Source organism: Streptomyces fodineus (genome assembly GCF_001735805.1).
Classification (GTDB): Bacteria; Actinomycetota; Actinomycetes; order Streptomycetales; family Streptomycetaceae; genus Streptomyces; species Streptomyces fodineus.
In genome coordinates, this window is the sequence record NZ_CP017248.1 from 1088441 (window position 1) to 1114069 (window position 25629).

13 protein-coding genes and 2 pseudogenes are annotated in these 25629 nt (G+C 71.9%); 5 read left to right on the forward strand and 10 right to left on the reverse strand.

From position 1 onward, the window contains the following. Positions 1–243: 243 nt before the first annotated feature. Positions 244–1551: pseudogene (locus tag BFF78_RS50015) on the reverse strand (type I polyketide synthase); the annotation flags it as partial. A gap of 147 nt (positions 1552–1698) precedes the next feature. Next, positions 1699–4926 (reverse strand): annotated as a pseudogene (locus tag BFF78_RS47860) (type I polyketide synthase); the annotation flags it as partial. A gap of 208 nt (positions 4927–5134) precedes the next feature. On the opposite strand from BFF78_RS47860, the gene BFF78_RS04565 reads away from it, so the two are divergent. Next, positions 5135–6235 (forward strand): cytochrome P450, encoded by a 1101-nt coding sequence (locus BFF78_RS04565; protein WP_227025706.1) that lies wholly within the window; start codon positions 5135–5137, stop codon positions 6233–6235. A 137-nt stretch (positions 6236–6372) separates the two neighbouring features. Here BFF78_RS04565 and sbnA read toward each other — a convergent pair whose 3' ends face one another. The 5 genes from sbnA to BFF78_RS04590 are packed head-to-tail and all read right to left on the reverse strand — an operon-like array spanning position 6373 to position 15378. Continuing rightward, a complete protein-coding gene (gene sbnA, locus BFF78_RS04570) occupies positions 6373–7377 on the reverse strand; it encodes a 2,3-diaminopropionate biosynthesis protein SbnA (RefSeq protein WP_069777073.1) in 1005 nt (334 codons plus the stop codon). A gap of 36 nt (positions 7378–7413) precedes the next feature. Further along, a complete protein-coding gene (gene sbnB, locus BFF78_RS04575; protein WP_069777074.1) occupies positions 7414–8484 on the reverse strand; it encodes a 2,3-diaminopropionate biosynthesis protein SbnB in 1071 nt (356 codons plus the stop codon). Then, the gene (locus tag BFF78_RS04580) at positions 8481–9485 is read right to left on the reverse strand and encodes a TauD/TfdA family dioxygenase (protein ID WP_069777075.1); all 1005 of its coding nucleotides are present in this window, start codon (positions 9483–9485) and stop codon (positions 8481–8483) included. Before BFF78_RS04580 ends, sbnB begins: the two co-directional genes overlap by 4 nt. Before the next feature lie 42 nt (positions 9486–9527). Continuing rightward, entirely contained in the window at positions 9528–12779 is a 3252-nt protein-coding gene (locus BFF78_RS04585) for a non-ribosomal peptide synthetase (RefSeq protein ID WP_069777076.1), read from the reverse strand. Between the two features lie 13 nt (positions 12780–12792). Then, positions 12793–15378, reverse strand: coding sequence for a Pls/PosA family non-ribosomal peptide synthetase (locus tag BFF78_RS04590; RefSeq protein ID WP_069777077.1), 2586 nt, complete (start codon positions 15376–15378; stop codon positions 12793–12795). Positions 15379–15677: 299 nt separating this feature from the next. Between BFF78_RS04590 and BFF78_RS04595 the strand changes: the two genes are divergently transcribed. Further along, positions 15678–16025 carry a tetratricopeptide repeat protein gene (locus BFF78_RS04595; RefSeq protein ID WP_069783381.1) on the forward strand — a complete coding sequence of 116 codons (348 nt, stop codon included), beginning with the start codon at positions 15678–15680 and terminating at the stop codon, positions 16023–16025. Between the two features lie 321 nt (positions 16026–16346). Here BFF78_RS04595 and BFF78_RS04600 read toward each other — a convergent pair whose 3' ends face one another. Both BFF78_RS04600 and BFF78_RS04605 read right to left on the reverse strand, forming a co-directional pair. Next, positions 16347–17276, reverse strand: a complete 930-nt coding sequence (locus tag BFF78_RS04600) for a M56 family metallopeptidase (RefSeq protein WP_069777078.1) — start codon at positions 17274–17276, stop codon at positions 16347–16349. Between the two features lie 6 nt (positions 17277–17282). After that, positions 17283–17753 (reverse strand): BlaI/MecI/CopY family transcriptional regulator, encoded by a 471-nt coding sequence (locus tag BFF78_RS04605; protein ID WP_227025707.1) that lies wholly within the window; start codon positions 17751–17753, stop codon positions 17283–17285. 127 nt (positions 17754–17880) lie between these two features. Between BFF78_RS04605 and BFF78_RS04610 the strand changes: the two genes are divergently transcribed. Genes BFF78_RS04610 through BFF78_RS04620 form a run of 3 tightly spaced genes read left to right on the forward strand, consistent with a single transcriptional unit; the run spans position 17881 to position 24085 of the window. After that, complete coding sequence (locus tag BFF78_RS04610; protein WP_069777079.1) at positions 17881–18525, forward strand: peptide deformylase; 645 nt, start codon at positions 17881–17883, stop codon at positions 18523–18525. A 44-nt stretch (positions 18526–18569) separates the two neighbouring features. Further along, entirely contained in the window at positions 18570–19469 is a 900-nt protein-coding gene (locus tag BFF78_RS04615; RefSeq protein ID WP_069777080.1) for an alpha/beta hydrolase family protein, read from the forward strand. After that, positions 19469–24085, forward strand: coding sequence for a caspase family protein (locus BFF78_RS04620; RefSeq protein WP_069777081.1), 4617 nt, complete (start codon positions 19469–19471; stop codon positions 24083–24085). The genes BFF78_RS04615 and BFF78_RS04620 overlap by 1 nt, the downstream gene beginning before the upstream one ends. Before the next feature lie 7 nt (positions 24086–24092). Here the strand turns inward: BFF78_RS04620 and BFF78_RS04625 are convergent, their stop codons facing one another. Beyond that, entirely contained in the window at positions 24093–25523 is a 1431-nt protein-coding gene (locus BFF78_RS04625) for a dihydrolipoyl dehydrogenase family protein (RefSeq protein ID WP_069783382.1), read from the reverse strand. Positions 25524–25629: the final 106 nt, after the last annotated feature.

A 25629-nucleotide genomic window follows, 5' to 3' on the forward strand; every position in this document is an offset into this window, starting at 1 on the left:
GGAAACAAGCCCCTCCAACCCCCGGCGGAACTCCCCAAGCTCCTCCCCCACGACCACCGCACGACGCTCCAGCACCGCACGCGACGTCGCCAGCGAGAACGCCACATCCTCCAGCCGAACCCCAGCGTCCCCGACGCCCCCGGCATCCTCGACGCCCCCGACGCCCTCGGCCTCCAGGAAGGACAGCAGCCGGACCGCCTGCTCCCGCAGCGCCGCATCGCTCTTCGCCGACAGCACCCACGGGACCGGTCCCGCTATGGCCGTGCCGCGGGCGGGCTCTTCGCTCGTCGCGGCCTGTTCGACGATGACGTGCGCGTTGGTGCCGCTGATGCCGAAGGAGGACACCGCGGCCCGGCGCGGAACCCCACGCGCGGGCCACTCCATCGCCTCGGTCAGCAGTCGTACGCCGCTTGCCGCCCAGTCCACGTGCGGGGTCGGCTCGTCCACGTGCAGGGTCTGTGGCAGCACGCCGTGCCGCATCGCCATGACCATCTTGATCACGCCGGCCACGCCCGCCGCGGCCTGCGTGTGACCGATGTTCGACTTCAGCGAGCCCAGCCACAGCGGCCGGTCGCCGTCCCGGTCCTTGCCGTAGGCGGCGATGAGGGCTTCCGCCTCGATCGGGTCGCCGAGCCGGGTGCCCGTACCGTGCGCCTCCACGGCGTCGACGTCCGCGGGCGCGAGTCCGGCGGCGGCCAGGGCCTGGCGGATGACGCGTTGCTGGGAGGGGCCGTTGGGCGCCGTGAGTCCGTTCGACGCGCCGTCCTGGTTGACCGCGCTGCCCCGTACGACGGCCAGTACCTGGTGGCCGTTGCGCCGGGCGTCGGACAGCCGCTCCACCAGGAGCATGCCGACGCCTTCGGCCCAGCCCGTACCGTCCGCGCCGGCCGCGAACGCCTTGCAGCGGCCGTCCGCCGACAGGCCGCGCTGACGGCTGAACTCCACGAACATGCCGGGCGTGGACATCACGGTGACGCCGCCGGCCAGGGCCATCGAGCACTCGCCGCTCCGCAGCGACTGGACGGCCAGGTGGAGGGCGACCAGGGACGAGGAGCAGGCCGTGTCGATCGTGACCGCGGGGCCTTCGAGGCCGAACGAGTAGGCCACGCGGCCCGAGGCGACGCTGGTCGTCGTGCCAGTCAGCAGGTAGCCGTCGATGCCGTCGACGGGCTCGTGCAGCCGGGGGCCGTAGTCCTGTGCCGTCGCGCCGATGAACACGCCCGCCCGGCTCCCGCGCAGCGTGGCGGGGTCGATGCCGGCCCGCTCGAAGGCCTCCCACGCGGTCTCCAGGACCAGCCGCTGCTGCGGGTCGATCGCGGCGGCCTCGCGGGGGCTGATGCCGAAGAAGCCGGCGTCGAACTCGGCCGCCTCGTGCAGGAAGCCGCCGTACCGGGTCGAGGACTTGCCGGGTGTGCCGGGCTCCGGGTCGTAGAGCGCTTCGATGTCCCAGCCGCGGTCCGCCGGGAATCCGGTGATCGCGTCGCCGCCGGAGGCGACCAGCCGCCACAGGTCCTCGGGGGAGCTCACCTGACCGGGCAGGCGGCAGCTCATGGCCACGATGGCGATGGGCTCGTCGGGGTCGGCCGGCGTCGCGGGCGCGGCGGCCGCCGCGTCCTCGTCGCCCAGGGACCGGGCGGCGAGGTGGCGGGCGAGCGCGGCAGGGGTCGGGTGGTCGAAGAGCAGCCCGCTGGGCAGGCGCAGCCCGGTGGCCTCGCCGAGTTGGTTGCGCAGTTCCACCGAACTGAGCGAGTCGAAGCCGAGGTCCTTGAACGTCCACTCGGTCTCGACCCGGCGGGCTTCGGCGTGGCCCAGGACGGCGGCGATGTGTGCGCGGACCAGGTCGAGCACGGCGTCGCCGCGTTCGGACTCGGGCAGTCCGGCCAGCCGCCGGCCCAGGGCTCCGGCGGGCGTGCTGCCGGTCTCGGCGACGGCGTCCGGCCGGGGAGCCGCAGGAGCCCGGCCGGTGATGGCGACGGACGACGTGGTGGCGCCGTCCAGCCAGTACCGCTGCCGTTCGAACGCGTAGGTGGGAAGCTCGACCTTGCGGCGTACGCCTCGCCCGCCGCCGAACAGCGCGTCCCAGTCCGGCTCCACGCCGTGGACGTGCAGCGAGGCGACCGCCGCCAGCAGGGCCTGCGCCTCGGGGCGACGGGCGCGCAGGGCGGGGACGAACAGGGACTCGCTGTCAGTGCCGGCGCGGGCCATGGAGGTGAGGACGCCGCCGGGGCCGAGCTCCAGGTAGGTGCGGACGCCCCGCTCGTCGAGGCGGGCGACGCCGTCGGCGAAGCGGACCGCCTCGCGCACGTGGCGGACCCAGTACGCGGCCGTGCACCCTTCGTACCCCGAGGGCTCCTCGGACAGCCGGCCTGTCACGTTGGACACGATCGGGATGCGTGGGGCGTGGAAGGTCAGGCCCTCGGCCACGTCGCGGAACTGCGCCAGCATGGGTTCCATGTGCGGTGAGTGGAAGGCGTGGCTGACCCGCAGCCGGCTGGTCTTGCGGCCCAGGGCGGCGAAGGCGTCGGCGATCTCGGTGGCGAGGTGCTCGTCGCCGGAGACGACGACGGAGTCCGGGCCGTTCAGCGCGGCGATGCTCACGCGGTCCGTGCGGTCGCCGATGCGGTCGCGGACCTCGTCCTCCGTGGCCTGGACGGCGATCATGGCACCGCCGGCCGGCAGCGCCTGCATCAGGTGGCCGCGCGCGGCCACGAGGGCGCAGGCGTCGGCGAGCGAGAGGACGCCGGCCACGTGCGCGGCGGCGAGTTCGCCGATGGAGTGGCCCATGAGCACGCCGGGGGTGATGCCCCAGCTCTCCAGAAGCCGGAACAGGGCGACCTCGACGGCGAACAGCGAGGTCTGCGTGTAGAGGGTCCGGTCGAGTTCGGCCGCTTCCGCGGTGCCCTCAGGGGCGAACATGACCTCGCGCAGGGGCCGCGGCAGCAAGGGGTCGAGGTGTGCGCACACCTCGACCAGCGCGGTGGCGAACGCCGGTGCGGCCTCGGCCAGTTCGCGGCCCATGCCGGCTCGCTGGCTGCCCTGGCCCGAGAAGAGGAAGGCGAGTTCGCCGCGCGGGCCCGTGCGGCCCGTGGTGAGTGCGGCGTCGATGCCGCCGGTGGACAGTTCGCGCAGGGCGCGCAGGAAGTCGTCGCGGTCCTCGCCCACGACGACGGCCCGGTGCTCGAAGGCGGTGCGGCCGGTGGCCAGCGACCAGCCGACGTCGGGCAGGGCGAGGCCGGGGTGGGACTCGGCGTGTGCGAGGAGGGCGGCGGCCTGGGCGCGCAGCCCGGATGCGGTCTTGGCGGACAGTGGCCAAAGGGTCGGAGTCGCGCCCGTACCCGTCTGCGCTCTCCCCTCCGTGATCGCGGCTGCCGTCGCCCGGTGTTCCGCCAGCACGATGTGGCAGTTGGTGCCGCCCATGCCGAACGAGCTGACGCCGGCGAGCAGCGGGCGGCCGTCCTCGGCGGTCCATTCGCCGTGCTCGGCCTGCACCCGCAGGTTCAGCCGGTCCAGCGGGATCGCCGGGTTCGGCGTCTCGAAGTTGAGGCTGGCGGGCAGTTCGCGGTGGTGGAGCGACAGGACGGCCTTCAGCAGGCCGGTGATGCCGGCTGCGCCCTCCAGGTGGCCGACGTTGGTCTTGGCCGAGCCGACCCGCAGCGGGTGGCCGGGCTCGCGTCCCGTGCCGAGCACCGCGCCGAGCGCGGCTGCCTCGATGGGGTCGCCGACCTTGGTGCCGGTGCCGTGCAACTCCACGTAGCCGACGTGGGCGGGGTCGGTCCCGGCCCGTTCGTAGGCGAGCCGGAGCACCTGTTCCTGCCCGGACTGCAGGGGTACGGTCAGCCCGTCGCCGCCACCGTCGTTGTTGACCGCGCTGCCGCGGATCACGCAGTAGACGGGGTCGCCGTCGGCGACGGCCCGGGCGAGAGGTTTGAGGACGACGATGCCGCCGCCCTCGCCGCGGACGTAGCCGTTCGCGCGGGCGTCGAAGGTGTAGCAGCGGCCGTCGGGGGACAGGCCGCCGAACTTGGCGGCGCCGAGGGTGCTCTCGGGGACGATGTTGAGGTTCACGCCGCCGGCGAGGGCGATCGTCGATTCGCCCTTGCGGAGGCTCTCGCAGGCCAGGTGGACCGAGACCAGGGAAGAGGACTGGCCGGAGTCCACGGTCAGGCTGGGGCCGTTCAGACCGAGGAAGTAGGAGACCCGGTTGGCGATGATGCTGCGGTGCAGGCCGGTGACGGTGTGCGGGGAGATGGCCGTGAGCCCGGAGCGGTGGTGCAGGGTCGCGTAGTCGTCCCAGATGGCGCCGACGAACACTCCGGTGCGGGTGGAGCGCAGCGTCTCGGCGCGCACGTGCGCGTCCTCCAGCGCTTCCCAGGCCAGCTCCAGCACGAGCCGCTGCTGCGGGTCCATGGCGGCGGCCTCCTTGGGGGAGAGCCCGAAGAACCCGGCGTCGAAGTGGCCGATGCCGTCGAGGAATCCGCCCCGGCGGATGTCGGTCCTGCCGGGTGCGGACGGGTCGGCGTCAGCCACCGCTGCCCCGTTCCACCGGTCCGGGGGGACGTCGGTGATCGCGTCCGCGCCCTCGCTGAGCAGCCGCCAGAAGGCGGCCGGGTCGGCGGCGCCCGGCAGTCGGCACGCCAGGCCGATGACAGCTATGCCATCGGCCGAATCCGCCGAAGCCGAACCGGCCCGATTTCCCATTCCCTTGAGCTCGGACTCGACCATGTTGCACTCCACCCACCCACACAGAGAATGAAAAGGCACCGCACCGAGGCGGCCACGGCACAGGCGATCGGCATGACCGGGCGTCCAACGAGTTGCGGTGTGACCCCAGTTTCGGTCCCGAAGCCGCGCTCCGCCGCCGCAGCAGATCAGATTTAGGGGAATCCCCAAGGGGCGACGTGCACGAGCACGGACGGGCGGGGACATCTCTAAGGAGAACCCTAGGGACAGTTGTGGGAGAACTGCAGCTTATACAGAATCCTCCAATTCCCTCCGATGATGAGGTCCCAGGTCTTTCATGGTGCATGTGCAAGCAGCCGGCGATCACTCAGCGCGGCCCTTTCCCACAGCACGCCCCACAGGCTGCCCTTTCGATCCGCCCGCCCTCTTCACGCAAGCGCGCGAGGAATGCCCGATGACCCCGCTGCGGTACCCCGATGGGCACGTCGGCCACCTGGTCACCGGCCTGCAGACCGCGCGGTCCGTGCTGACCGACCCCCGGTTCAGCTCCTTGCCGGCCGGGAAGCGTTCTCCGGTGAAGGTGCCGGGTTCCGAGCTGAGCACCGACGCACTGCCCGCGGGCATGTTCGTCAACATGGACCCGCCCGAGCACACCCGCTACCGCCGTCTGCTGAGCAAGCACTTCACCATCCGTCGCGTACGGCAACTCCGTCCGCGTATCCAGGAGATGACGGATCGCCTGCTGGACGAGATGGCGAACCGGGGCGGCCCGGTGGACCTGGTACAGGCCTTCGCCAAGCCCCTGCCCACGCTGGTCACCTCGGAACTGCTCGGGCTGCCGGAGACGGACCGTGCACAGTTCGGGCATCACGTCGACGTCCTCTTCAGCCTCTCCAGCAGCGGAGAGGAGATGCAACAGTCGATGACGGCCCTCGGCGGCATGCTCCACGCCCTGATCGCAGCCGCACGCAAGCACCCGGGCCCGGACATCCTCGGCAGGCTCACCGTCGAGACCGACCTGACCGACGAAGAGCTGCTCGGGATCACGATCGTTCTTCTCATCGCCGGCCTGGAGACCACGACCAACATGCTGGCGCTGGGCACCTACGCCCTGCTGCGCCACCCCGAGCAGCTGGCCGCCCTGCGCGCCGACTGGTCGCTGATGGACGACGCCGTCGAAGAGCTGCTGCGCTACCTCAGCGTGGTGCAGATCGGACCGATCCGCGTGGCCGCCGAGGACTTCGTGTTCGAAGGGCAGTCCATCCGCAAGGGCCAGGTCGTCACGGTGTCGCTGCCCGCAGCCAACCGTGACCCGCTGGGCTTCGAAGACCCCGACACCTTCGACATCCGCCGCGGCACGACCCGGCACGTGGCCTTCGGCACCGGTCCCCACCAGTGCATGGGTCACCACTTGGCCCGCCTGGAACTCGCCATCGGCTACGAGTCGTTGCTGCGCCGCTTTCCCCGGCTGGAGCTCGCCGTTCCGGCGCAGGAGATCGGCACCCGGGAGATGATGGTGACGTACGGCGTCCTGGAGCTGCCCGTGCGCTGGTGAGAGGACGCCGGCGATGAGGATCGGGATCGCCAAGGACCTCTGCTGCCCGCTGCTCGGCCCCGGGGGTGGCAGGGTGCCGGGTCCGTAGCCCGCGGCACCCCGTCGATCACCGGCCGGGCCCGTGCACGTGCTGCGGACTAGGCCTCCTGGGACAGGGCGTCCGCCTGTACGGTATCCGCGGTGTCCACGGTTTCGAGTATCTGATCGCCGTACAGGTCCTGCAGCCAGTTGGTCTGGTAGACGGTGTCGAGGTAGCGCTCGCCGAGGTCGGGCGCGATGGCCACCGCGGTGACGGCGTGCCGGTCGTGTCGCGCAAGCCAGTCCGTCGCCGCGCTGACCACCGTTCCGGTGGAGCCGCCGAAGAGGAAGCCGCGTCTGGCCATGCGCTGACACATACGGATGGTGTCCCTCTCCTCCACTCGGATCACCTCGTCCACATAGGACTCGTCGAGCAGCGGCGGTCGCATGCTCATCCCGAGGCCGGGGATCATCCGGCGGCCCGGCTCGCCGCCGAACGCCACGGATCCGACGCTGTCCACGGCGACGATCCGCACGGGCCGGTGCCACTGCCGGAAGTAGCGCGCGCAGCCCATCAGGGTCCCGGTGGTGCCCGCCCCGACGAAGAGGACGTCCAGTTCCGGGAACTGGCGGGCGATCTCCGGACCCGTCGTGCGGTAGTGCGCCCACCAGTTGCCCTCATTGGTGTACTGACTGAGCCAGACGTACCGGTCGTCGGCGGCGCACAGCGCGCGGACGTACTCGATTCGCGTGCCCAGGAAGCCGCCGTTGGAGTCCTGGTCGGCAACGATGTGCACCTCGCTGCCGACCGCTTCCATCAGCAGTCTGGTCGAGAGGTTGCACCGGGAGTCCGTCACACACAGGAACCGGTAGCCCTTGCTCGCGGCGATCATGCTGAGCGCCACGCCCAGGTTCCCGGAGGACGACTCGACGAGGACGGAATCCGGTGCCAGGATTCCGTCACGTTCGGCGCTTTCCACCATCTCCTTCGCGGCCTTGAGTTTGATGGAGCCGGCGAAGTTGAAGGCCTCGCACTTCAAATGGAGCGGGTATCCGCAGATCGACTCCAGAGCGACGAAGAGATCACCCTGGTTGAAGTCGTACGGAGCCGAGACGACAGGCACGGCGGACCTCCTGGGGCCGGGCCGAGGCCGACGGCCTCAGCCGTAGCGGCGAAGTTCGTGGAAGAAGTCATCGATGAGACGGAGGTCCCCCTCCCGGGACACTTCGTCGTAGACGTACTTGCCGACGGCCAGGTCGAGAACACCGAGCCCGAACGGCGAGAAGACCACCGGCCGGTCGGCCGGCGGTGTGGTGCGCCCGGCCATGACGTCGCTGAGCGTTCCGTTCAGGAAGTCGCGGTTGCCGGTGAGCTGTTCCACCAGATGGGGCGACGTGTCCGCCTTCAGGCAGTGTTCGACGTCGTCGACATAGTTGGCCGCGCCGAGCAGGATCTCGGGGGCGAGGTCGCGCAGGGACACGTGCAGGACCAGGGGGTTGTGGCTGAACCAGGCCGGATCCGTGACGTGTGGCCGGCCGGCGATGGTGGCGAAGACGACGAGGTCGCTGGAGCGGACGAGGTCCTCGGCGCTTTCGTGGACGGTGATCGGTGCGGTGGTGCCGGCCTGCCGCAGATGGCCGCAGAAGCCGGCGGCGCTGTCGGCGGACACATCGTGCACGCCGACCGCCTCGAAGGCCCAGCCCGTGCCGTTCAGGAAGGTGTGGATGTAGCGGGCGATCAGGCCCGTGCCGAAGAATCCGACACGGGTGGGGCGTCGACGGCCGCGGCTGAGCCGGTCGGCGGCCAGCGCGGCGGACGCCGCGGTCCTGGTGGCGCTGATGATCGAGCTCTCCAGGCAGGCGAACGGGTAGCCCGTGTCGTGGTCGTTGAGGATGAGCACCGCGGACGCTCGTGGCAGCCCGGCCTCGACGTTCTGCGGAAAACTGGAGATCCACTTGAGGCCGTCCACGGGGGCCGGCCCGCCGATGGAGGCCGGCAGGGCGATGATCCGGGAGGTGGGGCGGTCGGGGAAGCGCAGGAAGTACGACGGCGGGTTGACCGTGTCTGCGGCGTCGTGCAGCCGGTAGGCGGCCTCGACCAGTTCCACGAGCTGCTTCTCGCGCCCGTTCAGTGCTCGCTGTACCTGTTCACCGGTGATCACCGCGAACGTCGGCACGGAAACCGGCGCGGGCGTGGCCTGCCGGTCCGCCGACGACAGTACGTCGGTCATCGCTCGCTCGCCTCCGGGGTCGACGTGTGGTCGGCCGGCCGAAGGGGCTCGGCCATGCCCACCAGTACCTGCCGCTCTCCGGTGAAGGCCTCCCTGCTGTGCGCGGTGCGGATGTTGTCCACGAGCAGCAGGTCGCCGGCCTGCCAGGGTTCGCGCCGGGTGTGTGCCTCGTAGGCGGAATTGATCAGCCGGACGACGTCCTCGCCGATCGGGCTGCCGTCGCCGTAGCGGGTGTTGAAGGGCAGTGCGTCCTGGCCGTAGACGTCCACCAGGTACTCGCGCACCTCCGGGGCCAGTGTCCATTCGTTGAGGAAGGCGATCTGGTTGAACCAGCAGCGCCGGCCGGTGAGCGGGTGCCGGACGACGGCGCTGCGGCGCTGCTCGGTGCGCAGTGTCCCGTCGGACTGCCAGGTGAAGTCGATGGCGTTGGCCCGGCAGTAGCGCTCGATCTCGGCGCGGTCGCCGGTGCCGAACGACTCCACCAGGCTGGCCCCGATCTCGTCGTTGTAGGTGCGGGTCAGTACCCAGCCCTCCCGCCCGAACCGTTCGGTGAGTCCGGTGGGCAGCGCCCGCAGCACCTCTTCGGCATCGGCCACCGCCGTCGCCCCGCCCTGCTCGGGTGCGGTCAGGCAGGCGAACAGCATCAGGCCGGGCACCTGAAGCGGGTAACTGAGCTCGTGGTGCATGCACATGGGCTGGTTGGCGGGCCAGGTCGTGGACGCGTACAGCCCGGGCAGGTGGGCCTGACGGGGGGCGAAGGCCTCCCTCTCCGTCATCAGACCGCCGGTCAGACGCGCGAAGACGGCACCGACCTGGTCGATGTCCCGCAGCCCGAGGCCACGGACGATCAACGCCCCGTGCTCGGTGACCTGCGCGCGCAGCGCCTCGCGGTACTCGGCCGCCCAGCTCGGGGCGTCGTCGAGGGGATCGACGTGCAGCAGCGCCGGCCTGTCCGGTCTCAGCTCCACGTCGAGCGCTGATGCCAGGGATGAGAACGGCATCTCGGAATTCCTTTCGGTCGACCGCCTGGGATGCGACGGGTCTCAGGAGGAGGCAAGTGGTACGACGGTGCCCAGGACGGCCTGTGCCGCCTCGGCCGGACGGGTGCGAAGGAAGTGGTGGCCCCCGTCCGCGAGTTCGTGCAGATCGACGTGTTCGGCCAGGAGCAGCCAGTCCCGGTGGTGGTCGGCGTATCCGGCGGTGTACGGGTCGTCGGCGGCGACGACCACCGTGACCGGCGCGGACAGCCGCACCGGCGGCGGCGCTTCGAGGGCCTCGCGGAAGTAGCGGTGGGCACAGACACAGTCGTGCCGGTAGGCCGCACCGATGTGTTCGGCGTGCCGCTCGTTCAGCTCCGCCAGTTCCGTGTAGCCGCCGTCCGCGGCCAGCCGCGCCGCGATCTCGGCGTCGGTACGGTTCGTCAGTTCACCGATGGCGGTGTGCCGGTCGGCGGCCGTGCCGAGCAGGTGCGCTCCGAGGAACACCCGTGTCACGCGCACGCCGCGCCGCTCAAGCCTCCTGGCCGTCTCCATGGCCGGCGCGGCCCCCGAGGAATGACCCCACAGCATGACCCGGGTCAGGCCCCGCGCGGTGATCTCGGCGGCGACCTGCTCGGCCACCTGCTCGATCGACGCGAACGGCTCGGGGTGTGCGGCCAGGTTGTGACCGGGGAGGTCCACGGCGAGGACCGCCACTCCGCCGGCGGCCAGCGCGCTCGCCATCGGCTGGTAGTTGACCGCGTTGCCGCCCGCGTAGGGGAAGCACACCAGCGCGCACTCCGGCACACCGCTGCCGTCCGACAGGGGCAGCAGCAGCTCCGGGCGCTGCCCGGCCGTGCCGTCGATGAGGGCGGCCAGGTCGGCGAGCACCGGGTGCCGGGTGATGTCCTTCAGGGACACCACGCGGTCGAGCGCGAGGGTGAGTCTGACCGCGGTCAGGGAGGTGCCACCGGAGTCGAAGAAGTGGTCCGTGCGGCCGATCTGCTGCTCGGGCACCCCGAGCAGTTCGGCCCAGGCCGCGGCCAGCCTCCGCTCGGTCGGGCCGAGCGGGCCGGTGTCGTCCCCCGGTTCCCTTTCCGGTGCCGACGCTTCGGCCAGTCCGGTCAGGGCCTTTCGGTCGATCTTGCCGTTGGCGGTCAGCGGAAGGCTGTCCTGCCAGTGGAAGGCCGACGGGACCATGTAGGCGGGCAGCGCCGCGCCGAGGGCCTCGCGCAGGGCCTCCGGCTGCCGCCGGCTGCCGCAGTAGAAGGCGATCAGCTGCTTGCCGCCGCCGGACCGCTCGGCGACGACCACCGCGCCGTCCCGTACTCCGTCCACCCGCAGCAGGGAGTTCTCGATCTCGCCGATCTCGATCCGGAAGCCGCGGATCTTGACCTGGCTGTCCCGGCGGCCGAGGAACTCCAGCTTGCCGCCCGGGTGCCAGCGCCCCCAGTCCCCGCCCAGGTAGAGCCGTTCACCGGGCCGGTACAGGTCCGTCCGGTACGCCTCCCGGGTCCGCTCGGGGTCGTTGACGTACCCCCGGCCGACGCAGACACCGGAGAACGCGATCAGCCCGGGGGCGCCCAGCGGGACCAACGACAGCTGCTCGTCGACGACGTAGACGCGCACGTTGTTGACGGGCCGCCCGAGCAGCACCCGGTCGGGTACCTCCTGAAGGACCTCGTGGTTGGTGTCGTCCGAGGTCTCCGTCAGGCCGTAGGCGTTGAGCAGCGCGATGCCCGGCTGGACCGCGAACCAGCGCTGGACCAGCTCCCGTTTGAGTGCCTCGCCGGTCACCGACACACACCGCAGGTCCGGCAGCGTACGCGGGTGCTGCTCCAGATACGAGACCACGACCTCGAGATAGGACGGCACGACCTGCGCCACGCCGACCCGGCCGCGCTCCAGTGTGTCGACGAACCGCTCCACGTCCGTGATCACGTCCTGCTCGACCAGCAGGGTCCGCCCGCCGGCCAGCAGCGGGGCCATGAGCTGCCACAGGGAGATGTCGAAGCACTGCGGGGCCGTCTGCGCCACCACGCATCCCTCGCCGATCGCCAGGTCGTCGATCTTGGCGTGGAGATGGTTGAGCATGCCCGCGTGCTCGCACATCGCCCCCTTCGGCTCGCCGGTGGAGCCGGACGTGAAGTAGATGTAGGCGAGTTGGCCGGGGTCGACCCGAACGCCGAGGTCGTCGTCGGCGTGCGGTTCGGCGTACGCCGTGTCGACCGGCAGCTTCTCGACGGCCGGCAGGGTGGCCAGCGCCTGGTCGAGGGTGTGGGTGCTGCCGGATTCGGTCAGGACCAGCCGGCATCCCGCTCGCGACAGCATCGCCGCGATACGGCCGGCCGGGAAGTGCGGCTCGATCGGCAGGTATACGCCGCCCGCCTTGAACACCGCCAGCACCGCCGCCGGCCAGTCGAGGTTGCGCTCGGTGACGACGGCGACCACGTCCTCCCGGCCCAGGCCCCTCGCCAGCAGCGCCCGCGCCAGCCTGTTCGCGCGCCGGTCGAGCTCGCCGTACGTCCACTCGTGCTCGCCGTGTACGACCGCCACGGCCTGCGGATGCGCCCGCACCCGCTGCTCGAACAGTTCGTGTACTCGCGCGTCCGGCAGCCGCCGGCGGGGCCCGGCCAGGCCCTCCAGCTGCTCGCGTTCCTCCTCGGCCGACAGCAGACTCTGTCGTGTGTGGTCGGCGTCCGGATCCTCCGTCATCAGCCGCAGCGCCGTCAGGTGGTAGCCGCCGATACGCGCCGCGGCCTCGGCGTCCAGTACGTCCGTGCGGTACCGCAGGCGCAGCATCAGCCGCCCGCCCCGCTCGGACCAGCGCACGTGCAGCACACCGTCGTCGGCGTGGGCCTCGTCGGCTCCGATGGGACCGAACACGACCTCGTACGGCGGCTCCGTCGGTCCCAGTTCCCGGCGCAGCTTCTCCACCGGGAACTCCCGGTGCGCCAGTACCTCCGCCTCGGCGTGCTGGGCGGCCGACAGCAGGGTCTGCCAGGACCCCGGGGGGACGGCCGCCCGGCACGGCAGCGGTTCGCCGCGCACCCCGGTGGTGTATCCCGTGACCACGTCCGGCTCGGCGGACAGTACGGCCAGCACCTTGACGTGCGCGGCCAGCATCAGCGCGCTCACCGGCACTCCCCGGTGCCGGACCAGTGAATGCACCGCCTCCGTCACGTCGTCCGGGACGGGCATCTCGTGCTCGGCCGCTCCTGCGACCGGCTCCCGAACCCACCGTGGCACCGTGGTGACACCGCCGGCGGTCAGTACCCGGCTCCAGAACTCCCGGTCCGCTTCCACGCGCGTTCCCATCGAAAGACCTTCCTCAACTCACGGTCGCCGTGGTGGCGTTGGCTGTCGACGTTGCCCGGCCGATGCCGGTGGACCGGCTGCCGTTCTCCGGCATGTCCACCGCGGGGTTACCGCCCCACTGTGCGTTCCGGGGGACTTCCTCGCCCTTCATGAGGAAGGAATCGGGTGCCAGTACCGAGCCGTCGCCCATGGTCACGCCGTAGTGCACATGGGCGCCGACGCCCAGGGTGCAGCCGGCGCCGAGCGTGGTCCGGTCCGACTTGAAGGTGCCGTCCTCCTGCGAGTGGCACTGGATCTTGCTGCCGGCGTTGAGGGTGCAGTCGTCGCCGATGGTGGCGAGCGTCCGCTCCGTCAGATAGCAGCCGTCGTCGAACACCCTGCTGCCGATGCGCACGCCCAGCAGCCGCCAGACCAGGCTCTTGAAAGGGGTTCCGTTGAAGATGTCGAGGAAGTGGTCCGGAACCTTCCACAGCCGTTCGTGCCACCAGAAGTACGGGTCGTAGATGGAGCACAACCGGGGGCGCAGCGCACGGAACGATGTGATGCAGCGCTCCACCAGGATGAAGTACCCGGTGGAGAAGGCGAGCGTGATCGCCAGGTATCCGGCGATCACCACGTGTCCGACCACGCCGTACAGGTCCACGGAGGCGAGAGCGAACAGGGTGAGCGCGAAGGTGTGCAGCCAGCGCACGAGCAGCATGAGCAGCATGGAGCGCAGGTTGTAGCGGTTCTTCGCGGCGAGCCGGCGGCGGAACGTGTCGCCCGTCCTGAGGTGGTCGAACCGTGCGTCACGGTCCACCGAGCGGGGGATCTCGAAGCACGGTGAGCCGAGGAGCCCCACGCCTTCACGGACCTCGCCGTCCATGGGGATCATCACCTTCGTCGCGAGCAGGCAGTTGTCCCCCGTCCTGCCGTCCGCCGGATAGGCGATGTTGTTGCCCAGGAAGTTGTGCGGCCCGATCGACACCCGGGACAGCCGGAAGGATGTGCTGGAGAAGTCGGCGTTGATGATCGAGAGTCCGTCGGCGACCATCGTTCCGCTGCCGACGGAGACCAGCAGCGGCGTCTCGTGCTGCACTTCGGTGCCGAAGTTCGACCCGGTCTGCTCGACCCGTGACAAGTCGTATCCGATGCCGCGGAGGTAGTGCACGATGTAGGAGCTGTCACCGAAGAGCCAGGCGAAGAACCTGACGTTCGTCATGCGCGCCGTGGTCCGGTGCAGCGCGTAGTGGAAGCCGTAGAGCGGATAGACCTTGTCGGGCTTGACGACCAGGCCCACCAGACGCGGAAGGGTGCACAGGGCCACCAGCCCCAGGGTGGCGCACCCGAAGAACAGCACGAGGGAGAGCACCAGCGCGTCGGAGAACAGTTCCGACCGGGACAGTGCGGCCGTCTGCGGGTCGAGTCGCTTGCCGATCGCCGGTACCTCGGTGAACAGCATGTACGCCCCGCCGACGAACAGCGGGATGTACAGCAGGAACAGCTGCATCAGGGTGCCGAGGCCGAACCAGGCTCGGCGCACGGTGCCGCATGCGGCCGGAGCGACCCTGACGTAGTCGGTCGGTGTGGGCTCCGCCGGAGATCCGTGCCAGTGCTCGGCGTCCGGGACCGCCTGGCCGCGGTGCAGGGCGGACGCGTGGCCGAGCTGGGCACCGTGACCCATCGAGGTGTCGATGTCCAGGACGGTCTTCTCACCGACGTAGACGTCGCGGCCGAGCGTGATCCGGCCGGTCTGGATGTGTCCGGCATGGGCCCGGTAGCCGAGGAAGAACGAGTCCTTGCGGATCACCGTGCCCGCGCCGATCGTCAGCAGGTCGGTGCAGACCGGGACGGAGGGGGAGAGGATCGTGACGCCCTTGCCGATCCGCGCGCCGAGGGCCCGCAGGTACAGCACGTACAGCGGGGTGCCGGTGAGGAAGACCATCGGGTTGGCGTGGAGCAGCGCCTTGACGAGCCAGAAGCGCAGATACGTCAGGCTCCAGACGGGGAACTCAGCCGGTCGCCAACGGCCGATGAGAAGCCATTTCGCGACGACCGGGAACGCGCACAGCGCGACGAACCCGAGGCCTCCGAACAGCAGCGACCGCAGGTAGACGTCGGCCAGGCCCGAACCGGTGGCGATCCACTCGTACCCCTCGGCGGTGACGAATCCGGAGACAAGGGAGTAGCCGAGGAAGAACAGCGACTGGAACGTTCCGCAGAGAATGTGGTTCCGCCGGGTCCGGCGCGGCTTCGAAGCCGGCGACGGCATGGGCGCCGGTGCCGGCGAAGCTACCGCCGGATCGACGGGAGCGGGAGCGGCCTCCCCGAGGGCCGCCGCCAGGCTTTGGATCGTGGGGTACCGGTAGATGTCCTTCATGGACGGGGACGGCAGATCCGCTGTTTTCCTTATTCGCGCACAGAACTGGGCCATGACCAGGGAGTTGGCACCGAGGTCGGTGAAGAAGTGGCGATCGGCCTCAACGCGGTCGACGCCCAGGACGTCGGCCAGGGTCTGCGCGAGCTTCCGCTCGGTCTCCGCCCCGCTGGGGCCGGTGCCGCTCAGGGCGACGGCAGGTTCGCCCGGCTCCGAAACGACCTCGGGGGACTGCTCCACCATGCGATCTCCTGGAGAACGGGGATGTTCCTGATCACGACCGACTGATTCAGTTTGTCCTGATAGACGGAGATTTGCCACTTACCTCACAGATTCAACCCTACGGGGAGAACGGCCGGTTGGACCCTCTTTCCCTGGCTCCACGCGAGGTCAGGGAGATCGCGAGTCACCCGCTTGGCGGTCCCTCAGATGCCCGCAAGGGTCCGGTGAGCCCTGCGACCGGACCTGAACCAGAGTTAGTGGAATATTGAACAAATGCGTTTCGTTGTGAGTCTCGAAGGAGGTCACGAGTGGAGACGCAAGTGGAGAGCACGTACTACGACCACGGCACACAGGCCGAGCGCTGGGAGCGCGCGCAGCAGTTCTTCGATGCCGAGGACTACGCGGGCGCCGCGCGGGTGCTGACCGGGTTGGTCGAGGAGGTGCCGGAGCAGACCGGGCCCCGGCTGCTGCTGGCCCGCGCCTACTACCACTCGGCCCAACTGCGCCGCGCCGAAGCCGAGTTGCGGATCATCGTCGAGCGTGACCCGGTGGAGCACTACGCCCGGCTCATGCTGGGCCGTACGCTCCAGCGGCAGGCCCGGCCGGCGGAGGCGGAGCGGCACCTGCGGATCGCCTCGGCACTCGCGGGCGACTTCCCGCAGGAGTGAGATGCGGGGCGAGGGCCCGGTTCCCGGCGGGGGCCGGGCCCTCGGCATGGCTCAGCCGGACGGCAGGGCGACGATGCCGTGGTGCAGGAAGGACGCGCACACCCGGGCGCCCTCGGTGTCCTGCGGGTAGCTCTCCGCCGTGCGCCGCCGAGCCGGGCGATCTCGCGCAGGGCGCCGTCGAGGGCGGCGGAGGCCACTGCCGTGCGGCGGCGGGCGCGGTGCACGCAGAAGGCAGAAGCAGGTGATCCGCCGGTAGGGCGAAGCCGGGCCAGGTGTCCGGGCTCGGGGCCCGTACCGGGAACGCCGTCTGCGGCCTCCGGGTCACAGCGAGGTCGTCGCGTGCGGGAGCAGGAACAGGGTGACGGCGGAGTTCGCCGACGACATCAGGGACATCAGGGCCCCGGCGGCGGCGCCCCAGGCGGCGAGGCCGGCCGAGGTGAAAGCCGGCGGCCAGGTCCGGGCCACGGGTGCGGGGGCCAGCAGCGCGGCCACCCGGCGCGGCACGGGACCGGTGGCCGCGAGCGCGGCCAGGGTGGGTGCGGGGGTGCGGGCGGACAGCAGGGCCGCCCTGCCGATGGCATGGGCGACGGTGCGCCGGTCGCCGACCGTCCGGGCCGCCTCCTCGTCCGCCCAGCGCTCGGCCGTGTAGACGACGGCGGTGCACAGCGGCCTCAGGAAGGGGTTGGCGCGGGCGGCGAGGTGCGCGGCGAGCAGCTGGCGGGGGTGGCGGGCGGCCAGGTGGGCGCGTTCATGGGCGAACAGGGCGCGCCGCTCGGCGGGAGCGAGCCCGGCCAGCAGCGCGGTGCTGACGACGATCCGGCCCCGGCCGCCGGGCAGGGCGTAGGCGTAGGGCGTGCTGTCGGGCAGGACCGCGACCGACCTGTCCGGCAGCGCGGCCAGGGCCCGGCGGGCGCGGCGGGTGACCCGGCGGTGCCGCAGAAGGGTGCGGACGCAGGCGGCGGCGATCAGGGCGAGCGCGGCGGTGGCGGCCCGGCCGGCGGCCCCGTCGTGCGGGACGGCGGCCCGTACCTGCGGGTCGGACCAGCCGTCCGGGAGCGGGTTGCCGGGCAGCTGGGCGGTGCCGACCACCATGAGCAGGGCCAGGCAGAGCGTGCTGCACACGGCCATGACGACCGCGACGGCCGTCAGCAGCCGGGTCGCGGTGCGCGGATGCAGCCGTGTCTCGGCGAGCCGGGCGACCGGCCAGGCGGACAGCGGGAGCACCAGTGGCAGGAAGACGAAGACCCCCATGGGCGGTCAGTCTTCCGTACGGCCGCCCCGCCTGTCCGTCGTACGGCCGTGCCGCCTGCGCGCCGTACGGCCGTCCCCGCCGTCCGCGGAGTCCGGCGGACCGGTGTCCGCCGCGTCGAGCAGGGCCCGCAGCACCTGCTCGTCGCCGGGCGGCAGGGCGGTGACGAAGCTGGCCAGGACCGCCTCGCGGTCCTGCTCGCCGTCCAGCAGGCGGCGCATGGGCAGGGCGGCGAGCCGGGCCACGTCCGCGGACGGCGTCCACAGGAAGGAGCGGCCGTGGCGCTCGCGGGCGACGACGTCCTTGGCGAGCAGCCGGGTCAGGATGGTGACGACGGTGGTGTAGGCGAGGTCGCCGCCGAGGCGCTGCCGCACCCAGGCCGCGGTGACCGGTCCGTCCGCCTCGCGCAGCGCGCCGAGGACCTGGCGCTCCAGCTCACCCCGGCCGCGCCGCCGGGCCCGGCCGTCTTCCCGCGCCATGTCCCCGTCTCCCTTCGGCGTCGGCGTGCCGGACCACGCTACTTCACCTCGTCATGACCATGGAGGTACGGCGGCACCTCGGCCCAGGCACCCCCCGGCGGCCGGGGTGGCATGGCATGCTGACGCGATGGCACCTCCCCGCGATCACGCACCGCTCGCCGAGCGCGTCGAGGAACTCCTCGCCGCCGGCGGCCCCTTGCCCATCGTCGCCGCCGGGCAGCCGGTGCTGCGACGCGGCACCGAGCCGTACGACGGCGAGCTCGGCCCCGCCCTGCTCGCCCGCTTCGTCGAGGCCCTGCGTGAAACCATGCACGCCGCGCCCGGCGTGGGCCTCGCCGCGCCGCAGGTCGGTGTGGAGCTGCGGATCGCCGTCATGGAGGATCCGGCGCCGGTGCCCGAGGAGGTCGCGGTGGCCCGGGGCCGCATCCCGCAGCCGTTCCGGGTCCTGGTCAATCCGGTGTACGAGCCCGTCGGCAGCGCTCGTGCCGCGTTCTTCGAGGGCTGCCTGAGCGTGCCGGGATGGCAGGCGGTGGTGGCCCGGCACGCCGAGGTGCGGCTGCGCGGCCAGGACGAGCAGGGCCACGAGCTGGACGAGTTGTTCACGGGGTGGCCCGCCCGGATCGTCCAGCACGAGACGGACCATCTGGACGGCAGGCTCTATCTGGACCGTGCCGAACTGCGCTCCCTGTCGACGAACGAGGCGGTGGCCGCGCTGTGGAACCGGCCGACCCCGCAGAAGGCGGCGGAGGCCCTCGGCTTCGCCCTCCCGTAGGTCCTGACACCGCGTAACCTTGTGCCCTCACTCGGGGAGGGGTCTTGAGCAAGGTCGTCTTCGTGCACGGCGTCGGCAAGCAGTATCTGAGCGAGGACTCGCTGGCCCGGGACGTGGTCCCCGAACTCCTCGGCGGGATACGGCTCGCGGGCGGGCCCGTACCGTCGTACGACGAGGTCGCGGTGGCGTTCTACGGCGACCTGTTCCGGCCCCGCGGCACACGTTCCCTGGGCGAACCGCCCTACGACGAGGCCGACATCGAGACCGACGAGGAGTTCGCGCTCCTCATGGAGTGGTGGGCCGCGGCGGCCCGCACGGACCCGCAGGTCCCGGCGCCCGACGCGCCGGGCACCCGGGGACCGGCCGGCTGGGCGGCCTCCCGTTCCCTGCGCCTGAACGCCGTCCGGGCGGCCCTCGACGCGCTGACCGGCGCCCGCTGTCTGCGCGGCGTCCTGGACCGGGCGCTGATCGGCAGCCTGAAGCAGCTGACCGGCTACCTCACCGACGAGGCCGTGCGGCAGGCGGCCCGCGACCGGCTGGCGGCGCGCATCACCCCGCGGACACGGGCCGTCGTGGCGCATTCGCTGGGCTCGGTCGTCGCGTACGAGACGCTGTGCGATCCGGAGCGCAACCGCGACTGGGACGTGCGCATGCTGGTCACCCTCGGCTCCCCTCTCGGCATGCGCGCCCTCGTGCTGGACCGGCTCGATCCCGTCCCCCCAGAACGCCGAGCCGTGTGGCCGAAACCGCTGCGGGCCTGGACGAACGTCGCCGACGTGACCGACATCGTGGCGGTCGTACGGGAGCTGCGGCCCGCCTTCGGGGACGCGGTGGACGATGTGCTCGTGGACAACGGCAGCCACATGCATGACGCGACCCGCTATCTGACCGCCGTGGAGACGGGCCGGGCCATCGCCACCGGGCTGCTGCCGGAGGCGGATTGATGCGGTACCTCGTCGCGGCGGGGACCCGTCACTACCGCGCCGCGCCCGAACTGCCGCTGGTCCACGAGGACGTGGAGCGAGCGACGGAGCTGTTCACGTCGCTGGGATACCGGCGGATCCTCGGCTCCGTCTCGCGGGACCCCGCCGCCGAGGATGTCGAGAACGCCCTGGCCGACTGGTGCCGTGGCCCCGGTCTCACGTCCGAGGACATCGTCGTCGTGTACTACGCCGGGCACGGGGAGCGGGGCCCGGCCGGCCAGTACCGGCTCGCCTGCGCCGGCAGCGAGCCGGGGCGGCCCCGGTCATGGCTGTCCCTGCCGAACCTCGCCGAGATCCTCGCGACATCGCCGGTGCGCAACGTCCTGTTCATCGTGGACGCCTGTCACGCGGCCGCTGCCACCGCCGAGATCGCCTCGATCACCAACGGCATCGTCGCGGGCAGAGCGCGGGGCGACGACTTCGGCGCGGGCACCTGGCTGCTCGCCTCGGCCCGCCATCGCGACCTGTCCGAGGACGGGGCGTTCGTCGCGGAACTGGCGAAGGCCTGCACGCGAGGCGACGGGCCCTCGCAGCGGCACCTGGCGCCGAGCGTGCTCGCCGAACGCGTCAACCAGGCGTTCATCGACACCGGACGCGCCCAGCGGGCCGCGTGTTCCTCCGTCGACCAGTCCGAGCACCCGCCGTTCTTCCCGAACGCGGCCTTCGACCCGCTCGCCGAGATCGTCCCGGACGGACGGACCCGCGGGGAGTGCGAGGACCTCTCGACGCATTTCGAGCCCCGGGGCCGTGGCGTCGAGCATGTCCACGATCCCGGTTCCTACTTCACCGGCCGCGAGCGAGCGCTGCGCGAGGCGCGGGCCCACCTGTCGGGTCAGGGACCGGGCGGGCCGCTCGTCGTGACGGCCGACCCGGGCTCGGGCAAGTCTGCGGTCCTCGGCCGGCTGGTGCTGGAGGGCTGCGCCGACGCTGCCCTGAACGCCCGCCATCAGACCTTGGAGGCACTGGTGGGCCGGGTCGCCGCGGCGGCGGACATCAGCGCCGCCACGCCCGTCGCCCTGTTCACGGCGCTGGCGCGCCGTGAACGGCCCTTCCGGATCGTGGTCGACTCCCTCGACGAGGCGGGGCCGGGCGGCGACAAGTCGGAGGCCCGCCGTATCGCCTGGGAACTCCTGCGGCCGCTCGCCGCCGTGGCCTGCGTCCGGCTGCTGATCGGCTCGCGGCGCGAGCTGCTCCCCCATCTGGGCGACCGGGTACCGGTCATCGACCTGGACGAGCGTGCGTACACCGAGGACACCGACCCGGCCGAGTACGTCGAGAAGATCCTCAACGAGGCGGGGGCGCCGTACGCACCCTGTCCCATGGTCGCCCGACGTGTCGCGCACGAGGTGGCTCGCCGGGCGGGACGCTGCTTCCTGGTCGCCCGGATGACCGCGAGCGCCCTGCTGCGCGGACCGGTCGTCGACACGACGGTGCCCGGCTGGGCTGAGCAGCTTCCCTCCGACGTGGGCGGGGCGTACGAGGCGTATCTGCAGCGGCTTCCGGCAGGCCGGCATGCCGCCACGACGGCGCTGCTCACCGCCCTGGCGTTCGGCGAGGGCAACGGGCTGCCGCGCCGGATCTGGGTGCCGGTGGCGGCGCGGCTTTCCGGGATGGCTCTCGTCCAGGCCGATGTCGATCTGCTGCTGCGCGAGGACGGCTCCTACCTCGCCCAGGGCCACCAGGACGGAGCCCGCTACTTCCGGCTGTACCACCAGGAGCTGACGGACCACCTGAGAAGCCGTGCCCTGAAGTACCGCGACCTGGCGGAGATCCAGGAGTGCTTCGTGGACACGCTCCTGGAGAGCGTCCCGGACCGGGACTGGGTCCGTGCGCAGCCCTACGTCCGAGCCCATCTGGCCACCCATGCGGCCGGTTCGGGTGCGCTCGACACGCTCATCGAGGACGCCTCGTTCGTCGTGGCGTGCGATCCGGCCGGCCTGCTCCCGGCGCTCCGGCAGGCGCTGCGCCATCCGTCCCGGTCCATGGCCGTCGAACGGTACGCCTACCTCATCCTGGACAACGCCTCCGAGGCCGGCACCGACCGCGCGGCCCTGCTGGCCTTCGTGGCCCGCGCCTACGGCCAGGGCGAGCTGGCCGAACGTGCCGAACGCATCTCGGCCTCGTTGCGCCGCATCTGCGTCGAACCGCGGACGATCACCGCGCACCGGGTGATCGGACGCCACGAGGGGCAGGCCTACTCGGTCAGCGAGATCAGCCCCAACTGGCTGATCAGACATGTGGTTCTGCACGACGGAAGCCGCGTGGTGCTCGCCGCGCCGCCCCGGGCGTCCCATGTGCACGTGTGGCAGCTCGACGGTCCGTCCCGGTCGACCGTGCTGCCCCATCCGGCGCACGTCCGGAGCTTCGCGGTGGTCCACAACCGGTGGGGCCGGGTGGAAGCGATCACTCTGGACGACGAAGGCACCCTGCGGACCTGGGACGTGGCCGATCAGGCTCTGATCCGGAAGCACCCCGGCACCTACCGGCATTTGTCCGATGCGGGAACGCTCTTTGACGGTACGCCCGTCGTCGTATGCGACGACGAGGAGAGGGTGACCGTTCTGGCTCTGCCGGCCCTGGAGACCGTGGCCGAGGTCGAGCGCCCTGCACCGGTGCCTCTCGACCGATCCCCGGCCGCGTGGCTGACGCAGCGGGACGGGCAGGTGTGCCTGCTGGTGTGTGACCAGCCGCAGGGACGCCTCACCCTGCATCCGCTGGACGAGGTCGGCCCGGGCACGGTGGTGCTCGACCAGTTGACCGGGGCCTCTCTTGCCGACCGCGTGGAGACGCCCGAGGGAACCGTCGTGGCGGTCAGCGGCACCTCACTCGTGACGCTGCTGGCGGTCGGCTCCGGGAAGACGACCATGTTCGCGCAGGTCGATACGAGGTGGCGCGGCCGGTTCGCCGCCGGCAGCAGCCTCGACCCGGTCTTCGTCGACAAGGAAAGAGGTGCCCTGCTCATGCAGCGGCTCGACGCGCCGTTGCGTCGTGTCACCGCGAGACGGGGCGTCGCCGGGGCGTCCCTGCTGGCACCGTTGGTGTACGAGGGGAAGGTGTACGCCGTCGTCGGAGGCTTCACGCCCGTCACGGTCGTGGACTGCGCGACGGGGAAGGCGGTGGGCTCACGGCTGTTCGGGCCCGAGGGCGCGGTGTGCGCACTCCGTGTGCTCGACTGGCCGGACGGGTCGGACCCCGACATCCTCGCCGTCGGTAACGACGGCACCGCCCGGCTCTGGCGCTGGGGAGCGCACGAAGAACGCCTGGCGCAGGCCGCGAGCGCAGGCGGATTCTCCGGCGAGGTCGACGCCCTGGTCCCCTGGCCCGGGGCGCGCGACGCCGTGGTGGCCGTCTCCGCGGGGTACACCCGCATCGCGGTGCCGGACTCCTCGGGGGCCACGCCCTTCGGGATCGTGTGCCGTCCGTTGCCGGAGCCGTCGTTCAGCGGTGTCGACATCGATGAGTGCATCACCGGGGAGGACGGCACCCTGGACCTGGTGGCCTCGAGGCACACCTTCATGGACAACCGCGCGAAGGCCGTCGACCGGGAACAGTGGGGGTTCCGCTACGTATGGGCCGAGCTCCTTCCGCCGGGCGAGGCCAGGCTCAGCGATGTGCAGGGCGTGGGCGGCCCGGGGCCCCGTTTCTCGGCTCACCTCCTCCCTCCGACGGGTCGGCGATCCCGCCCGCGTCTCGTGGCCTTCGACGCGTTGCACGGCCGGGTCAAACTGCTGGACTCCCCTGCCGGCAACCCGGACTGGGCCGGGCTTCCCTGGTCGGTGAACCCCCTGCGGGACGTCTGCGCATCGGCGGCGTTCACCTCGCTGTCCGGCGAGGTGACGCTCGTGACCGTCGTACGACAGGCCGACGACTGGGAGTTTCCCATCGGCACGCAGCACTCTTCCTCCCGGCGGGCGAAGGACGCGCCGCCCCCTCCCGACGGCGAAACCACCGGCAGGCTGTGGGTCCACACGGGCGACGGCTGGCGCGCGGGTGACACGCTCGCCGTCGCGGATGGTGTCCAGCATCTGTCGCCGCACCACACCGGCGGTGGAACCCGGTGGCTCGCCCAGCACGCGGTGGGCTCTTCCGTGAGCGTCATCGACCTCGTGACCCGCCGTCGCCACGAGGTCAGCCCGCCGCTGAGGGCGGCCGCACGGCGCATCGTTCCCCCCGGCCTGGGGAGTCTGTGGACCGCACGTCCTGACAGGACCCCGCTCCTGGTCTGCACGGTCCCCGTGCCGTACGCGAAGGATCCGCTCGCGCGAGTCGTCGTCTGGGAAGCCGACGCCCCGGAGAGCCCCCGCGAGCTGCCGGTCCGGGCGGCGGGCCCGCTGAGCACCGGTCACGCGCCCAACGGAGAGGTCGTGGTGGCGGTCAGCGACGGCCAGGGAGTGACCCTCTGTCACCCTCAGAGCGGCGAGAAGGTCTGGTCGGCCCCGCTGCCGGCGCTCGTGAGCTCCCTGGCGTTCCCGCCCCACAGCCCCCACCTCGACATCGCCGTAGGCACCCAGCAGGGAGTCGTCCTCCTGCGGCCGAGGCTGTCCCGCTCCTGGCGGGAGCGCCTCGGCGTCGGGTGACACGGGCTCAGTTGTCGCGGTAGGCCTCCAGTAGCCGCAGCCACACCTCGCTCAGCGTCGGGTAGGACGGGACCGCGTGCCACAGGCGGCCGACCGGGACGCGGCCGGCGACGGCGACGGTGGCCGAGTGGATGAGTTCGCCGACGCCGGGGCCGACGAAGGTGACGCCGCGCAGGATCTCGTCCTCCAGGTCGACCACCATGCGGGCGCGGCCCTTGTAGCCGTCGCCGTACAGGCCGGCGCCCGCGACGGCGGAGAACTCGACGTCGACCGCGCGGACGCGGTGGCCCGCCTGTTCCGCCTCGGCGAGGGAGAGGCCGACCGCGGCGGCCTCGGGGTCGGTGAACACCACCTGGGGTACGGCGTGGTGGTCGGCGGTGGCCACGTGCGCGCCCCAGGCCTCGTCCGGTACGGGGTCGCCGGCCGCGCGGGCGGCGATGGCCGCGCCGGCGATGCGGGCCTGGTACTTGCCCTGGTGGGTGAGCAGGGCGCGGTGGTTGACATCGCCGACGGCGTACAGCCAGTCGGTGCCGGTGACGCGGAGGGTGTCGTCGACGTCCAGCCAGGAGCCCGGTTCCAGGCCGACGGTGTCGAGGCCGATGTCGTCGGTGTGCGGGGCGCGGCCGGTGGCGAAGAGGATCTCGTCGGCCTCGATCCGGTCGCCGGCGGCGGTGATGGCCACCACCGTGCCGTTCTCGCGGGTGACGGACTCCACGGAGGTACCGGTGCGGACGTCGGCGCCCGCCTGGGTGAGCGCCTCGGCGACCAGTTCGCCGGCGAACGGCTCCATCCGGTTCAGCAGGCCCTTGCCGCGCACCAGCAGGGTGACCCGGGAGCCCAGGGCCTGCCAGGCGGTGGCCATCTCGGTGGCGACGACACCGCCGCCGACGACGATCAGCCGGCCGGGGGCGGCCTTGGCGCTGGTGGCCTCGCGGCTGGTCCAGGGCTTCACCTGAGGGAGGCCGGGCAGGTCGGGCAGCTGGGCGCGGGTGCCGGTGGAGACGGCGACGGCATGGCGGGCGGTGAGGGTCGTGACCGTGCCGTCGGGGGCGGTCACGGTGACCGCGCGGGGACCGGCGAGCCGACCCTGGCCGCGGTAGAGGTCGGCGCCGATGCCGTCGAGCCAGGTGACCTGACCGTCGTCCTTCCAGTGGGAGGTGTACTCGTCCCGGCGGGCGAGGACGGCCGGGGTGTCGAGCGGGCCCCGGACCGCCTGGGCGAGGCCGGGCAGGTGGCGGGCGTCCGCCTGGGCGATCACCGGCCGGAGCAGGGCCTTGCTGGGCATGCACGCCCAGTAGGAGCACTCGCCGCCGACGAGTTCGCTCTCCACGATCGCGGTGGTGAGGCCGGCCGCGCGCGTGCGGTCGGCGACGTTCTCCCCCACGGGACCGGCCCCGAGCACCACGACGTCGTACGCGATGGATTCCGTTTCCGTCATGGGGTCAGTCTGGTGGGTGGTGTGCGCGTCGGCCACATGGGTACGTGCGCGGACTACAGACGTGCACGTGTGGAATAGGCGGCCCGGCGGCCGTGTTTCCGCCGTC